We start from the raw sequence: 16,368 nt of genomic DNA on the forward strand, positions 1-16,368 counted from the left end.
TCAATTGAATATATTATTTCCAACCACCCCCCAAAGCTCTATACAATTCAGTGTTAGCAGAAAGTTGTTCTCTTTTTATATTTGCCAGTTCCAATTCACTTTGCAATAAATTGGCCTGTGCCGATAAAACTTCAAGGTATTCCGCCATTCCGTTTTGGAATAACAAATTGGCATTTTTTATCGCTTGTTGCAAAGTTTTGACACGCTGTTGCAAAAACGATTCCTGTTGTTGTAATTTCTCCACTTTTACCAAAGCATCTGAAACTTCACTCACAGCCACCAAAACAGCCTGTCTGAAACTCAACACCGCTTTTTCTCTTTCGACTTTCGCAATATTGTATTGTGTTCGCACTTTTTTAGAGTTCAATAAGGGCTGGGTTAAACCTCCTGCCACTGTTCCAAATAAAGAAGCCGGAATGTTGAACCAATTGCTGGTTTCGAATGAATTTACGCCACCTTGCGCCGTAATTCTAAGTGCAGGATACAAGTCGGCTTTTGTGATTCCAACATTGGCATTGGCTACTTTTAAGGCTAGTTCTGCACTTTTTACATCCGGTCTTCGGCTTACTAAGGATGACGGAATTCCGGTTGATACATTGTTTTTTACTTCAACTGAACCCAAACGAATCGTTCTTTCTTTCGAATTAGGGAATGAACCCGTCAACACACTCAAAGCATTTTCCTGAATAGCAATGTTTTGTTCCAATAGCGGAATCAATTGTGCCGCGTTTAATTTTTGTGCTTCCGATTGTTGAATTGCCAATGAAGTTACCTGTCCCGCATCGTATTTTAACTTGATGATTTTGCTGGTACTATCGTTTAATTGTACATTTTTCTTTGCAATATCCAATTGCGCGTCCAGCATCAACAGATTGTAATATCCTTTGGAAACATTGGCTACAATAGTAGTTTGCAATGCTTTTTTCACTTCTTCGGATTGCAGGTAATTTGCATACGCACCTTTTTTCTGATTGCGGATTTTACCCCAAATATCAGCTTCCCACGAAAGGGAAACTCCGGCCGAATAATCATCAATGTGTTTTTGTCCCAAAGCCTGATTCAGATTCATTCCTGTGAAACTATTGTCAGAAGGATTGCTGGTACTGGCATTGACAAACAAATTTGCCTGAGGGATATTTCCCCATTTGGATTGCGTAAAACGAAATTGCGCAATTTCGATGTTTTTAGTGGCGATTTGCAAATCGTTATTTCTGGTCACCGCGCTATCGATTAACTGAATAATATCTTTTTCGGTAAAGAAGTTTTTCCACTCCAAATCGGCTATACTTTTTGTGTCAGTTGAAACCGATGCATTCCTGAAATTTTCAGGAAATGCATCTTTTGGAGTTTCAATATCCTTCGAAACCTTACAGGATACTAGGGTGGTGATCAAAATGGCGACCATCACTATTTTACTTATATGTTTTCTCATTTTATAGATTGTCATTAAATTTCTGTACAAGTATCTTTTCCCGCATCAAGATCTTTTGACACTTTATAGGCTATGTACGTGAGGCTGATGATTATTGTCAGCAGAATTGTTGTGATATAATTTTCCATTTTTATTTTCTTGATTATGAATTACGGCTACTGGTTTTCCAGAAAGCTTTTCCTGTAAATGTTGGAATACGATGAATAAAACCGGGATGATTAACAGCCCCAGAATTACTCCTGAAACCATTCCGCCCGCAGCTCCAATACTGATGGAGTGATTCCCTTGTGCCGAAGGCCCTTTGGCGCTCATCATCGGGATTAAACCAACAACAAAAGCCAGTGAGGTCATGATAATTGGTCGCAAACGCAGTTTGGCGGCATCAATCGAAGCTTTGACCAAATTCTGTCCTGATTTTCTTTTTTGCAATGCAAATTCGACAATCAGGATGGCATTTTTGGCGAGTAGTCCAATAAGCATTACTAAGGCAACCTGTACGTAAATGTTGTTTTCAATTCCGGTTAAACCAATGGCTGCAAATACTCCAAAGATTCCCGCAGGTATGGAGAAGATTACTGCCAAAGGCAAAATGTAACTTTCGTATTGCGCTGCCAGTAAGAAGTAAATGAATATCAAACACAGCAAGAATATCGTTGCCGACTGACCTCCTGACGAAATTTCTTCTCTCGTTTGTCCTGAGAATTCATAGCTGTAACCGGCTGGCAATTGTTGGGCTGCGACTTCTTCGATTGCTTTGATGGCATCTCCTGAACTAAATCCGGGTTTCGGAATAGCATTTATCGAAATAGAGTTGAACAAATTGTATCTCGATGCCGTTTCTGAACCATAAATACGAGTCAGTTTTACCAAGGTATTGATTGGAACCATTTCGCCACGATTATTTTTTACAAATACACGATCGATTGCAGATGGATTCGCTCTGTCGGCAATATCAGCCTGAACAATAACACGGTAGTATTTTCCAAATCGATTAAAATCGGAAGCTTGCGCACTACCAAAATAAGCCTGCATGGTTTGCAGAATGTCTTTGACTTTTACGCCCAATTGATCGGCTTTTTCATCATTGATATCCAATTGCAATTGCGGATAATCGGCTTTGAAAGAGGTAAAGGCCACCGCAATTTCGGGACGTTTCATTAATTCTCCAATGAAGGTTTGAGAAATGCCACTGAACTTATCCAGTTTGCCTCCGGTTTTATCCTGCAAGACTAAATCTAAGGCTTCAACGTTACTGAAACCGGGAACAGTTGGGAAACTAAATACGAAGAAGCTTCCGCCAGAAATAGCGCCTAATTTGCCACGAACCTCATTCATGATTTCGTCTATATTTTTCACCTCGCCACGTTCTTCATTTGGCTTAAGCAAAACAAAAACAACTGCCGATGATGGGCTTGTAGAATTTGTCAATAAGTTGAAACCTGAAATAGCAGTTACAAATCTTGAAGATTCCAAACCTCTTAAGGTATTTTCGGCTTCGGTCATTACTTTTTGAGTTCTGTCTAACGAAGTTCCCGATGGCGTGTTAACCGCAATGGCAATAAATCCCTGATCTTCTGTTGGGATAAATCCTGATGGAGTTGTTTTTACCATTACAATGGTTGCAACAGTTATTAAGGCCAATCCGCCTAAACTCAACCATTTTTTACGAATTAAAAATTGTAATCCACCCACATAACGATTAGTTAAAGAGTTGAAACTCGTGTTAAAGGCAGTGAAGAATTTTTCTTTAAATCCTTTTTTCTCGTAAGTCGCATTTTCATCATGTGCGGCGTGATTGTCTTTTAAGAACAAAGCGGCCAGGGCAGGGCTCAAAGTCAAAGCATTTACAGCCGAAATTACAATTGCAATTGCCATAGTAAAAGCAAACTGACGATAGAAAACCCCAGTTGAACCTTCCATGAAACCAACAGGCAGGAATACCGCGGCCATTACCAGGGTAATCGAAATAATTGCACCGGTAATTTCGTGCATCGCTTCGTGTGTGGCTACTTTTGGAGACAGATGTTTGTGTTCCATTTTGGCATGTACCGCTTCGACCACCACAATCGCATCATCGACCACAATACCAATCGCAAGAATTAAAGCGAATAAAGTCAATAAGTTTATCGAAAATCCGAATAACTGCATGAAGAAGAACGTACCCAAAATCGCTACCGGAACCGCAATTGCCGGAATTAAAGTCGATCTAAAATCTTGCAAGAAGATAAACACCACAATAAATACCAATATAAAAGCTTCCAATAAAGTGTGTTTTACCTGATCTATCGATTGGTCTAACGATACTTTTGTGCTATAAAAAATATTGTGTTTGATACCGGGAGGAAAATCTTTAGCAGCTTTAACCATCAATTTATTAATCGCAACCTGAATGTCATTCGAATTAGAACCAGCCAATTGGATTACACCAATTACAATTCCTTTTTTACCATTTAGACGGGTTAAACTGTTGTAAGAATAAGAACCAAGTTCGACTCTGGCAACATCTTTTACACGAAGTACTGAACCATCAGAATTAGAACGAATGGCAATATTTTGATAATCTTCGGGTTTGCTTAGTTTTCCTTTGTATTTGATTACGTATTCAAAAACTTCCTTACTTCTTTCCCCAAATTTACCCGGAGCAGCTTCTAAACTTTTGTCCTGAATGGCTGCCATTACTTCATTTGGCGTCACATTGTAAGCAGACATCTGGGTTGGATTTAACCAAACACGCATCGAATAATCTTTTACACCACCAAAAATACTGGCGGCACCCACTCCCGGAATACGTTTGATTTCAGGGATAATATTAATCTGGGCATAATTGGCAACAAAAGTTTGGTCGTATTTTGACTCGTCATCGGTGTACATTCCGATGGCCATGATAAAACTGTTTTGTTGTTTTGCGGTGATAACACCTTGCTGAACAACTTCGGCAGGCAACTGACTTGTAGCCTGAGCCACCCTGTTTTGAACGTTTACTGCAGCTCGGTCAGCATCGGTACCCAGTTTGAAGAAAACCGTAATGGCTAAAGTTCCGTCGTTACTGGCTGTTGAGCTCATGTAGGTCATATTCTCAACACCATTTATCGATTCTTCAAGAGAAGGGGCAACCGAACGCAAAACGGTTTCGGCATTCGCTCCCGGATAAACTGCCGTTACCAAAACCGATGGAGGCGCAATATCAGGAAACTGTTGTAAGGGCAATTTGGTAAGTCCCAGTATTCCCAAGATCACCAGTAAAATGGAGATAACGGTGGCGAGTACTGGTCTTTGTATAAATATTTTGAACATCTGTATAGAAATTATATTTAGTTAATGATTTGAGCAATTTGTGCTTTTGGTTTCTCAGGCTGGATCAGTTGCCCTTCCTGAAGTTTGTCGATACCGCTTAATACAATTTGGTCACCTGATTTTATTCCGTCTTTGATTAAATAATTTGTACCGCTTTTTCCGCTGATGTTAATCGGCATTTTGTTGATTTTGTTCTGTTTATTTACGGTGAAAACAAAAACTTTATCCTGCATTTCAATTGTAGCCGATTGTGGAATTAAAATCGCATCGTCATGTTGCACTCCTAATCGGATTTTCCCGGTATTTCCGGAACGTAATGTTCCGTTTTTGTTTGGGAAAGTAGCTCTAACTGTGATGGCTCCTGTGTTTTTATCAAACTGACCATCGACCATATCAATTTTTCCTGATTGTGGATAAGCTGAATTATCGGCAAGGACTAAAGTAACGGGAGGTAATTTTTTGATTTTATCGCCAAGGGTATTTCCGCTGTACGCTGATTTGAATTTGATAAAATCGGTTTCGCCTAATGAGAAGTAAGCATACACTTCATGTACATCGGATAAGTTCGTTAAAGGCTCAACATCAGTTGCAGCAACCAAACTTCCTTGTTTTTTAGGCAATCTTCCTATGTAACCGCTCACCGGGGCTGTAACATTGGTATATCCTAAATTAATTCTGGCCGAACCCACCATTGCTTTTGCTTGCTCAATATTGGCAACTGCAATTTTTTGTGTTGCTTTAGCGGTTTTCAATTGATAGTCTGAAACTACTTTGTTGTGTACCAAAGGAGTCAGTTTATCGACTTCCAATTGAGCGTTTAAGTAAGCCGCTTCTGCCGCGTGAAGATTAGCCAGGGCATTGTTTAATTGCTCACGAAAAGGACGCTCGTTTATTTTAAAAAGTGTTTGACCTTTAGTTACATAAGCTCCTTCATCAACATAAATCCTTTCCAGATTTCCGCTAACCTGCGGACGAATTTCAACATCTACAGCACCTTGCAGGGAAGCCGGGTATTCATTTTCTGTAGTAGCTTCCTGTGATTTAATGTTCATTACTGGAAGGCTAGGGGCTGCAGTTGCTGGGGGAGCGGCATTTTTATCGTTGCAACTGATAACGAATAATGCTAGTATGCTTATTAGGGTAATCTTTTTCATAGTTATTGTTTTCCTTAAATTAATATTTGATTTAGAACTTCTTTTTGAAATAAACGTTTCAGAATTCATGCTGTTTTTTATTAAATTAATGTTTGATTTTAGTATTCATTCTGGAATAATCGTTTCAGAATGAATACTGTAGTTTAAAAAATGGGTATGCGTAATAAATATTATATCTGAAATAAACGTTTCAGAATTGGTGTAAAAAAAATTACTTGAATATGTTTTTTATCAGGAATTCTGACATTTTTTTGATTTTGATAGGATTTCCATTAAGGATGTACGATTGCTTCCATCCTGTAAAAGAAGTGGCAATGTATTCAGCCATTAATGCTGCATCTTCCGAATCATCCATTTCTCCATCATCCATGGCTTTTTGAACTATAGTAGCTAAGAATTCAATGAATATATCATTGTTTTTACTCATTACATTTCGGACAGTGCAATCATCCGGAGCAATTTCGAAAATCGTTTTCATCCCCAGACATCCTTTATCACAGGATATAATCCAATCTGCTTTATCAGAAATAACCTTAATCAGCGCAGCTTTCGCCGATGTTTCGTTAGCCACTTTATCTTTTAATTCCTGCATAGCATTATCAAAATAATTGCTGATGCATTTCATAAAAAGCTGATGCTTGTCGCCAATGGTATTGTACAAACTACTTCTGTTGATCTGCATAGCATCCACAAGGTCCTGCATTGAAGTAGCATTATATCCTTTTTCCCAAAAGACATTCATTGCTTTTTCAATTTTTTCGACTTCGTTAAATTCTACACAGCGAGCCATAAGATTTAATTTGAAGGGCAAAGATATAGTTATTTTAATTCTGAAACAAGCGTTTCAAAATTATTTTTTTATTTTTTTAAATTCTAGCTGTATTATTTTAGTTATCATGTTACCAAAAGTGTTGAGGAAAATGATGAGCTTTTAAGCTTTTCTAATTCAGGTTTCTATATTCATTTGGCGTATAGCCTGTATTCTTTTTAAACATCCGGTTAAAATGCTGGGGATATTTAAAACCCAGTTCAAAGGCTATTTGGCTAACCGACTTCCCGGTGTCAAAAATGCGTTCTTTGGCCAAATCTATTAATTTCAATTGAATGTGTTCCTGAGCTGTTTTTCCGGTTTCTTTTTTGATTAAATCACCAAAATAATTTGGGGAAAGATGCAAACAATCTGCAAAATAACCAACAGAAGGAAGTCCCATATTCTGTGGTGTTTCAGACAGGAAATAGTCATTCAATAAGTTTTCAAATTTTGATAAAATATCAGTATTGATGTTCTCACGGGTTACAAATTGTCTGTCGTAAAATCGGACGCAGTAATTTAGCAGTAATTCGATATTATTGGTTATGATACTTTTACTGTGCTTATCAATAGACTGGCTTAGTTCATATTCCAGTTTACTGAATAAATCTTTTATAATTTGTTGTTCTTTTAAAGACAAATGTAGGGCTTCGTTCGATTCATAAGAAAAGAAGGAATACTGGCTCATTTGTTTTCCAAGTGTTGTTCCTTTAATTAAATCAGGGTGAAAAAGAAGCGCTAATCCGGTAGGTTTGTAATTATCGACATTGTTAACTTCCAGAACTTGTCCCGGTGCAACAAAAACCATCGTTCCCTCATCATAATCATAGTTGTTGCGGCCATATCTCAGCTCTCCACAGTGTCCGGCTTTTAAGAATATGGCATATAAACCAAAGTGTATACGGCTATTATTAGGTAGGTTTTCAGTACCTGTATTATCAAAAACACTGATTAAAGGATGCTGGGTTTCAATACCTTTCAGTTTATTGTATTGATCAATTTTTTCAAGTTTTATAATAGTATCCATCTTCGTATTCTTTAAATTTATAGGACAAATATACTACCCAGATTGTTAGGGTGTTAGCCTGAATGCCTAAATCAGTAATAATGGTACTAACATCCGTAATATGTATACCAAACAGCAGTGGTTCTTGCAGGAACTTTGTACCATTCTAAAGAAATCAGGAAACAAGATAGAATGAAGGAGTTTTAGGTTTATCTGAAGAATAATCAAAAAGTTACTATTATTAATCGAAACATTTATCTAACAAAAAAAATTATGAATCGTAGAAACCTATTAAAAACAGCAGGTTTGGCAATGGCCGGAAGTGCATTATTTCCTTTTGATTCTTTTGCTCAATCTACAAATTCAGAATCTAATCTTTTCGAAAACAATAATGCTTCGCAACGAATTTCTGGTAAACGAAAATTAGGTAATACTCTTGAAGTTTCCATTGTAGGTATTGGTGTTCAGAACATGAGCCGCACTTATCAAACGACAATTCCATCCCGACCTGAAATGTTCAATATCATCAGAACTGCTTTCGATAAAGGTGTTACTTTTTTTGACGCTGCCGAGGCTTATGGTCCTCATGAAGTGGAACGAATTCTTGGCGAAGGGATTGCCCCTTTCAGAGATAAAGTAGTCGTAGCAACAAAGTTCGGCTGGAATATTGACCAGGAAACAGGAAAGCGGTTACCAGGACTAAATAGCCAACCTGAACATATCAAAAAGGTAGTGGATGGAATGTTGAAACGCCTTCGCACCGACCGTATTGATTTGTTATATCAGCATCGTGTTGATCCAAATGTTCCAATTGAAGATGTTGTAGGAACTATAAAAGATTTGATTGCAGCGGGGAAAGTACTCCATTATGGACTTTCAGAACCGGGAGTACAAACCGTAAGAAGAGCACATGCCATTCATCCCGTTACAGCTATTCAAAACGAATATTCGTTGCTATGGCGCGGCCCGGAAAAGGAGATTATTCCGCTCTGTGAGGAACTCCATATTGGTCTCGTTCCGTGGAGTCCGCTGGGAGTGGGGTTTCTAACAGGAGCCATTGATGCCAATACACGATTCGCTCCTGGAGATATTCGTGCCATTGAGTCTAGGTTTTCGCCAGAGAACCTACCACACAACTTGGCACTTTTGGATTTATTGAAAAACTGGAGTGAAAAGAAGCAAGCTACTCCTGCCCAAATTTCGCTGGCTTGGTTACTATCTCAAAAACCGTGGATTGTGCCCATTCCTGGTACAACACAAATGCCTCACATGCTGGAAAATATTGGAGCAGAAAAGGTGAAATTTACTGCTGCTGAATTATTGGAATTCAATAAACAATTAGATGCGATTCAAATTATAGGAGAAAGATTGCCGGCTGGACTGTTAGCTTTTTCGGGAGTAGAAGCGCCAATGAAAAAGTAGAAAAACTAAAAATTATAATCACAATCTAACTTTAAATTATACCAAATGAAAACATTAATTATGAGTCTCATTGCTGTAGCAAGTTTCCAATATTCCTTTGCACAAGAAAATAAAACAACTACGGCGGCTACGAGTTATACAGCCGCTGAACAAGAAGTTATTCAACTATCTAAAGATAAATGGCAATGGATGGCCGATAAAAATGTAGACAAACTGAAGCTTCTCTTTGATAACAAATCAAAATTTGTTCACATGAGTGGTACTTGGAAAAAAGACGAGGAACTCGATATTATAAAAACAGGAAGAATTTGGTACAAGAATGCTAAAGTACATGATGTAGCAATAGAGCTTTTTGGAAAAACAGCCATTTTATGGAACCGAATTACACTAGAGGCTATAGTTCGAGGAAGTGAAGTAGTGACTGAATTTACTGTAACAGAAACGTATCAAAAACAAGGTAAAGAATGGAAATTATTAGCTTTAACATTCAGCAGTGTTCGAGATACTCATCAGATTCAGAAATAAGAAAAACAAAATATACTCAATACTAAATTATTACTACTATGAAAATGGATAATATAGAGGATGATAAATCACAAGTATTGGATGTAACTCGCCAATTGACACAGTTGATGATTGACATGAACACGGTAGTAATGAACAAGTTTTTGGATACACATTTCACGCTCACCCACATCACGGGTTATGTTCAGTCAAAAGCCGAATGGTTCGATGAGATTGAAAGCGAGCAAATGAAATATTATTCCTTTAAAGAGGTGAAAATATCCGTGAAAATAGAGGAAGATAAAGCCACATTTGTTGGTCAAAATCTTCTCGATGCCCGAATTTGGGGCACAAGAAACAACTGGCGTTTGCAACAAACGATGCAGCTTGAAAAACTCAACGGAAAATGGATTATCCTGAAATCGGTTGCCACCACATTTTAAAAAATAAAAAATTATGAAAACAAGAATATTAGGAAACAGCGGACTGGAAGTATCGGCTTTGGGTATGGGCTGTATGGGATTGAGTTTTGGTTACGGCCCAGCAACTGATAAACAAAAAGCGATACAACTAATCAGGGAAGCCTACGAACAAGGAGTTACTTTTTTTGACACGGCAGAAGCTTATGGCAAAGCAAATGAAGAATTGGTTGGTGAAGCCTTGGCACCGTTTAGAAAAGAAGTGGTTATTGCGACCAAATTTGGATTCAAAGAAGGGGATTCCAGCAAGGGACAAGACAGCAATCCAAAACGCATCAGGGCAGTTGCCGAAGAATCTTTAAGAAGATTAAAAACTGATGTGATTGATTTATTCTACCAACACAGGGTAGATCAAAATGTTCCAATGGAAGACGTTGCCGGAACCGTTAAAGATCTCATTCAAGAAGGAAAGGTAAAACACTTTGGACTTTCGGAAGCGGGAGTTGAATCCATTCGAAAAGCCCACGCAGTACAACCCGTAACGGCTTTACAAAGTGAATATTCCATTTGGTGGAGGGAACCTGAGTTAGAAATTTTACCAACATTGGAAGAACTGGGAATCGGTTTTGTGCCTTTCAGCCCATTGGGAAAAGGATTTTTGACGGGTGCCATCAATGAAAATACCCAATTTGACGCTTCCGATTTTAGAAATATCGTACCCCGTTTTACTGAAGAAAACCGAAGAGCCAATCAAAAACTGGTTGAACTTTTAGGCGTAATTGCTGCGCAAAAAGGAGCAACTCCGGCACAAATTGCCTTGGGATGGTTATTGGCACAAAAACCGTGGATTGTTCCTATTCCGGGAACTACAAAATCACATCGATTGACCGAAAATATTGATGGTGCTTCCATTATTTTATCTGCAGCTGACATTCAGGAAATCGATGAAGCATTTGCTAAAACTAATGTTCAAGGTGACCGTTATCCGGCGCATTTGCAACAAAGAGTTGGAAAATAAATTTTGAATTCGTGTCTATTCAATAATTTTACGAAAAAGTAAAATTTATATCTTTATCAAATGAAAATATTTAATGACTTCGCTTCATATAACGAATACATAGGCTTGCCCGAACCCTTGGACAATGATATTGATGTGGGGTATTACGACCCACCAAATATGCTTTTGAAGTCTGAAGCAGTTGCGGTAGATTTTTACAGAATTTCTATAAAAGTTGGGTATAGAGATAAATTTGTCTCAAATGCAAAACCAGTGAACGCTGTATTTTTCAATAGTCCAGATATGCCTGTTGGATGGGATGTTGATCCAACTTACACTGGAATGTATTTGCAACTTTCTAAAAAAATTATTGAAGAAAACAGATTCTTGTTTAAAACTTATCTGGATTATGGGCAACACGAAGCTTTGTATTTAACAGAGGGTGAAGTGGAAGAAGTGAGTGCTGTTTTTAAATTAATGATTAAATATTATGAAAGAGACAAAAAGCATTTTGGTGTTTTACTTTCGTATGTAAATGTATTGGTGTCATTGGTGGAAGCATTTTACAAAAGACAGTTTTCAACTGATCCCAAAGAGTACAATCGAATTGTATCTGATTTTCAACAAAGTCTAATTGATTATTACAACCAACCTGTTAAACAGCTTCCAAACGTTCAATATTTTGCCGATAAATTAGGATTGACAGCCAATTATTTGGGTGATATTGTAAAACATTTTACACAAAAATCGGCTCTTGAAAATATCCACGATTTTGTAATTAAGAAAGCAAAAGAACTATTGGTAGAAAATAAAACTTTAAACACTACCGGAGTGGCTTACGAATTGGGTTTTGAATACCCGAATTATTTTTCAAAATTCTTTAAAAAGCAAGTCAATCTCACTCCGAAAGAATATCGATTGCAAGCCATTCATAAAAATCAGATTCAATGAAACGCCTTTTAACAAGGCGTTTTTTTTTTATATCAGTAATTTGTATCTTTTTTTCTGGTAGAATGTTTCCTTTAGCTGTTATACTAGGTTTTACATTTGTCTTATCATTTAAAACATAAAACAATGAGAGCAAAAATCATTCTTATAACGTTACTAGCGATGTTGTCATTTGGATCAAAATTAACAGCGCAAACCTTTTCAAAGGTTACATTTAATAATAACAATTTAAAAATGGCAGGAAATCTATATATACCTAAAGATTTCAATGAAAACAAAAAATATCCAGTAATTATTACGGTTCATCCAGGTGGAGGAGTAAAGGAACAAACTTCGGGATTGTATGCTCAAAAAATGGCAGAGCAAGGTTATGTTGCATTAGCATTTGATGCTTCACACCAAGGTGAAAGTGAAGGCTTGCCAAGATTTTTAGAAGACCCTACCCAAAGAGTTGAAGACATCAGAAGTGCTGTTGACTATGTAACGACACTTAAATTTGTAGATGCTGAAAAAATTGGATTAATTGGAATTTGTGCTGGTGGTGGTTATTCTATAAATGCTGCTCAAACTGATAAAAGAATTAAAGCAATTGCTGTGGCAAGTCCTGTAAGCACAGGAAACAAAAAAGGTTGGGACGGAAAAACAGCTGTTATGGAGTCTTTAAAAACATTGGCAGCAGTAGCAAAACAGCGTACCGCAGAAGCAAATGGAGCTGAACCCATTTATGTGAATTATGTGCCTGAAAAACCAGATGCAACTACACCAAACGATTTGGTTGAAGCATACGATTATTACAGAACACCAAGAGCACAACATCCTAATTCTACTAATCTTTTGTTGTTTACAAGTTTAGATAAAATGATAGCATTTGAAGCATTTGCAAATGTTGAAACTTTTCTAACTCAGCCAACCCAAGTAATTGTTGGGAGCAAAGCAGGTTCACGCTGGCAAGGAGAAGAAGTCTATAAAAGGATAACTAGTCCAAAAGAATTAGTGGTTATAGACAATGCAACACATATGGATTTATATGATATACCCAAATTTGTAAAGCAAGTTTCAGAAAATATGACTGCTTTTTTTGGAAAAAAATTAAAATAATAAAAACATATCAAATATGGAAAAAACAAAAAAAGTATTGCTTATCAATACCCATTTAACTTATCCAAATTGGACCGAAGGAACGTTAAATAATTCCTTTATTCAAAAAGCAAAAGACTTTTTTGAAGCAAAAGACTTTGAAATTTTAGAAACAAAAATCGAAGAAGGTTACAATGCTGACGAGGAAGTAGAAAAACACCTCGAATCAGATATTGTGATGTTACAAACTCCTGTAAACTGGTTTGGTGCACCCTGGATTTACAAAAAATATGTGGACGAAGTTTTTAATTGTGGTTTGTTTAGCAAAAAGTTTCTTTCGGACGACGGAAGAACAAGAGATGATGCAACCAAACAATATGGAACAGGTGGCCATTTACAAGGTAAAAAGTTTATGATTTCGGCCACTTGGAATGCTCCAGCAGAAGCTTTTAATAATCCTGCACAACAATTGATGCAAGGAAAAGGAACAGCTGATCTTTTTCTTTCTATAACCAGTAATTACCGTTTTTGCGGTGTTGAAATTTTACCTGATTATAATTGTTTCGATATTTTTAAAAATGACAATATTGCTAAGGACCTTGAAAATTACCCGAAGCATTTAGAAAAAGTTTTCGGATTGTAAATAAAATCATTTTGTTCTAAGGAAGCTGGAGTAATTACTTCAGCTTTTTTTGTTTAATAAATTAAAGAACAAATTATCAATCCGTAAAAATGGTAAGTAACACAGTAATCTGTATCATGATGCATTTGTGAATTCATCAGACCTTTGCTAAAGAAATAAATTGGGTAAACATAAAATTAAACAATATGGCATCATTTACAGAAAAAGGAATAGCAGCATCTACATCCTATTTTACGGGAACGGTGTGGGTAAATATGAATGTAAAACCCGAAGAAGGTTATAATATCAATATGGGAACCATAACATTTGAACCCAAAGCAAGAACCAATTGGCATACCCATACCAGCGGACAAATATTATTCGTGATAGAAGGAATGGGCTATTATCAGGAAAAAGGCAAAGCTATTGAATTAATTCAAGAAGGCGATGTGGTTAAAATCCCTAAAAATGTAGAACATTGGCACGGAGCTTCGCACAGCAGTTCGATGCGCCATATTTCCCTTGTTCCGGAATTCGATAAAGATAAAACCGAATGGTTAGAACCTGTGAGTGAGGTGGAATACAATAGTTTTAAAGTCCCAGTGTATGCTGTAGAGAACAGTTTGACACCGGCAGCGATAATGAATCACGAAGAATTGTGGCCTAATTACATTTCTAAAGCCAAAGAAACTGATCCCGAATTGATAGAGATATTTGACAACTTTGCGTTTGATGAGGTGATTAACCATGATGCAATGGATACCAAAACCCGAGTGTTGTTCATTATGGCTTCCACTGTTGGCAGCCAGGCTTTAACTGAATATAGAATGTTTGTCAATGCCGCGTTAAACGTAGGAGTTGCACCAACAGCAATCAAAGAAGTAGTGTACCAAGCGGTACCTTATGTGGGAATTTCAAAAGTGATTGATTTTATACATGCGACCAATGAGATATTTATCGAACGAAATATTCCATTGCCTCTCGAAAATCAATCTACCACCGCAGCCGAAACCAGAATAGAAAAAGGTTTGGCAAAACAAAAGGAAATCATTGGTGACAGAGTGGACGAAATGTATAAAAATGCTCCTAAAGATTTGTTGCACATTCAACAGTATTTGTCAGCGAATTGTTTTGGGGATTATATCAGCCGCAATGGTTTGGATGTAAAAACAAGGGAAATGCTTACCCTTTCATTCCTGATTGCAATGGGTGGCGCCGAAAGTCAAATTAAAGGTCATATTACAGGGAATGCCAATGTTGGTAATGACAGACAAACACTCATTAATTTAATGACACAATTAATTCCTTATGTGGGTTATCCCCGAACATTGAATGCAATTGCTTGTTTGAATGAAGTATTACCTCTAAAAAATTAAAAAATAAAATAGTTATGGAAGCAACAACAGTAAAAGCTTTTGGGACAAAGGCTGCCGACCAGTCTTTAGAAACAATCAATATTAAACGCAGGAAATTGCAAGCTCATGATGTAGAAATGGAAATTTTGTATTGTGGAATATGTCACTCTGATTTACACCAAATCAAGAATGATTTCGGAATGACAGTTTACCCAATTGTTCCCGGACATGAAATCGTGGGAAGAGTAACCAGAGTAGGTAGTCACGTTAAAAATTTTAAAGTTGGAGATTTATCCGCAGTGGGTTGCATTGTCGATTCTTGTCAGGAATGCGAGAGTTGTCACGAAGGTTTGGAACAATTTTGTGATCAATTTCCAACTTTCTCCTTCAATTCTCCTGACAAATATCTGGGAGGAGTTACTTATGGTGGTTTTTCTGAAACCTATGTTTGCGAAGACAAATACGTGTTGCACGTTCCGGAAAGCTTGGATTTGGCTGCAGCCGCTCCCTTATTGTGTGCCGGAATCACGGTGTATTCCCCTTTAAGACATTGGAATGCAGGACCGGGGAAAAAAGTAGGTGTTTTGGGTATTGGCGGATTAGGTCATTTGGCCATTAAAATAGCCAAAGCCATGGGGGCTGAAGTAACGGTATTTACCACTACGCAATCAAAAGTGGAAGATGCCAAACGTCTAGGTGCTGATAATGCTGTTTTATCATCTGATCCAGAACAAATGAGTAAATATACAGGAAAACTGAATTTTATTATTGACACAGTATCGGCCAAACACGACATCAATTCGTATTTGAATCTTTTAAAATACGATGGAACGGTGGTTTTAGTTGGATTGCCACCTGAACCTTTAGAAGTAGGTGCTTTCAATGTGGTAATGGGCAGAAAAAGTTTTGCCGGTTCTAATATTGGAGGTATCGCAGAAACACAGGAAATGCTCGATTTTTGTGCAGAACATAATATTACTGCCGACATCGAATTAATCAAAGTGCAGGAAGTAAACGAGGCTTTGGAAAGACTGGAAAAAGGCGACGTAAAATACCGTTTTGTCATTGATATGGCTTCACTGAAAGAATAGATTTAAAATTGTAATAATCCCAAGCATAGAAAATATGTTTGGGATTATTTTATTTCCCGAAATGACATAAAAAAAGTCTAATTTGAAAAAATTAGGCTTTTTTGTCACTCAGAGATACAAATAATATGCTAGGTGAAATTTGTTTTGACGATAATTTCATTTAATGGATTATTTTATTTTTTTTTAAGAAAAAAAACAACCGATTGCACAAATATTATATATTTGTGGGATAGTAT

General features: G+C 37.1%; 14 protein-coding genes. 9 read left to right on the forward strand and 5 right to left on the reverse strand.

Annotated elements, in window-relative coordinates; translation table 11 throughout:
- Window positions 1-13: 13 nt before the first annotated feature.
- The 5 genes from EOD40_RS11850 to EOD40_RS11870 all read right to left on the reverse strand — a co-directional run bounded on the left by EOD40_RS11850 (window position 14) and on the right by EOD40_RS11870 (window position 7,718).
- On the reverse strand, window positions 14-1,432 hold the full coding sequence (locus EOD40_RS11850; RefSeq protein WP_128195790.1) for a TolC family protein: 1,419 nt from the start codon (window positions 1,430-1,432) through the stop codon (window positions 14-16).
- A 63-nt stretch (window positions 1,433-1,495) separates the two neighbouring features.
- Window positions 1,496-4,726 (reverse strand): efflux RND transporter permease subunit, encoded by a 3,231-nt coding sequence (locus EOD40_RS11855; protein WP_231129621.1) that lies wholly within the window; start codon window positions 4,724-4,726, stop codon window positions 1,496-1,498.
- 17 nt (window positions 4,727-4,743) lie between these two features.
- Window positions 4,744-5,880: an efflux RND transporter periplasmic adaptor subunit gene (locus EOD40_RS11860; RefSeq protein WP_128195792.1), complete on the reverse strand. Its 1,137-nt coding sequence runs from the start codon at window positions 5,878-5,880 to the stop codon at window positions 4,744-4,746.
- A gap of 211 nt (window positions 5,881-6,091) precedes the next feature.
- The gene (locus EOD40_RS11865; protein WP_071185967.1) at window positions 6,092-6,670 is read right to left on the reverse strand and encodes a TetR/AcrR family transcriptional regulator; all 579 of its coding nucleotides are present in this window, start codon (window positions 6,668-6,670) and stop codon (window positions 6,092-6,094) included.
- Window positions 6,671-6,821: 151 nt separating this feature from the next.
- Window positions 6,822-7,718, reverse strand: coding sequence for a helix-turn-helix domain-containing protein (locus EOD40_RS11870; protein WP_128195794.1), 897 nt, complete (start codon window positions 7,716-7,718; stop codon window positions 6,822-6,824).
- A 252-nt stretch (window positions 7,719-7,970) separates the two neighbouring features.
- On the opposite strand from EOD40_RS11870, the gene EOD40_RS11875 reads away from it, so the two are divergent.
- From EOD40_RS11875 to EOD40_RS11915, 9 genes are all read left to right on the forward strand, one after another.
- Window positions 7,971-9,119 (forward strand): aldo/keto reductase, encoded by a 1,149-nt coding sequence (locus EOD40_RS11875; RefSeq protein ID WP_128195796.1) that lies wholly within the window; start codon window positions 7,971-7,973, stop codon window positions 9,117-9,119.
- 45 nt (window positions 9,120-9,164) lie between these two features.
- Window positions 9,165-9,644 carry a nuclear transport factor 2 family protein gene (locus EOD40_RS11880; protein WP_128195798.1) on the forward strand — a complete coding sequence of 160 codons (480 nt, stop codon included), beginning with the start codon at window positions 9,165-9,167 and terminating at the stop codon, window positions 9,642-9,644.
- Between the two features lie 44 nt (window positions 9,645-9,688).
- On the forward strand, window positions 9,689-10,066 hold the full coding sequence (locus EOD40_RS11885; protein ID WP_231129622.1) for a nuclear transport factor 2 family protein: 378 nt from the start codon (window positions 9,689-9,691) through the stop codon (window positions 10,064-10,066).
- 13 nt (window positions 10,067-10,079) lie between these two features.
- On the forward strand, window positions 10,080-11,060 hold the full coding sequence (locus EOD40_RS11890) for an aldo/keto reductase (RefSeq protein WP_128195802.1): 981 nt from the start codon (window positions 10,080-10,082) through the stop codon (window positions 11,058-11,060).
- A 60-nt stretch (window positions 11,061-11,120) separates the two neighbouring features.
- Entirely contained in the window at window positions 11,121-11,990 is an 870-nt protein-coding gene (locus tag EOD40_RS11895) for a helix-turn-helix domain-containing protein (RefSeq protein ID WP_128195803.1), read from the forward strand.
- Window positions 11,991-12,113: 123 nt separating this feature from the next.
- Window positions 12,114-13,085 (forward strand): alpha/beta hydrolase, encoded by a 972-nt coding sequence (locus EOD40_RS11900; protein WP_231129623.1) that lies wholly within the window; start codon window positions 12,114-12,116, stop codon window positions 13,083-13,085.
- Between the two features lie 16 nt (window positions 13,086-13,101).
- Window positions 13,102-13,707 (forward strand): NAD(P)H-dependent oxidoreductase, encoded by a 606-nt coding sequence (locus tag EOD40_RS11905; protein ID WP_128195805.1) that lies wholly within the window; start codon window positions 13,102-13,104, stop codon window positions 13,705-13,707.
- A 185-nt stretch (window positions 13,708-13,892) separates the two neighbouring features.
- Window positions 13,893-15,062 (forward strand): cupin domain-containing carboxymuconolactone decarboxylase family protein, encoded by a 1,170-nt coding sequence (locus EOD40_RS11910; RefSeq protein WP_128195807.1) that lies wholly within the window; start codon window positions 13,893-13,895, stop codon window positions 15,060-15,062.
- A gap of 14 nt (window positions 15,063-15,076) precedes the next feature.
- Window positions 15,077-16,132: an NAD(P)-dependent alcohol dehydrogenase gene (locus EOD40_RS11915; RefSeq protein ID WP_128195809.1), complete on the forward strand. Its 1,056-nt coding sequence runs from the start codon at window positions 15,077-15,079 to the stop codon at window positions 16,130-16,132.
- Window positions 16,133-16,368 lie beyond the last annotated feature (236 nt).

Origin of the sequence: Flavobacterium sufflavum (assembly GCF_004016525.1) — a bacterium.
In the GTDB taxonomy this organism is placed as follows: domain Bacteria; phylum Bacteroidota; class Bacteroidia; order Flavobacteriales; family Flavobacteriaceae; genus Flavobacterium; species Flavobacterium sufflavum.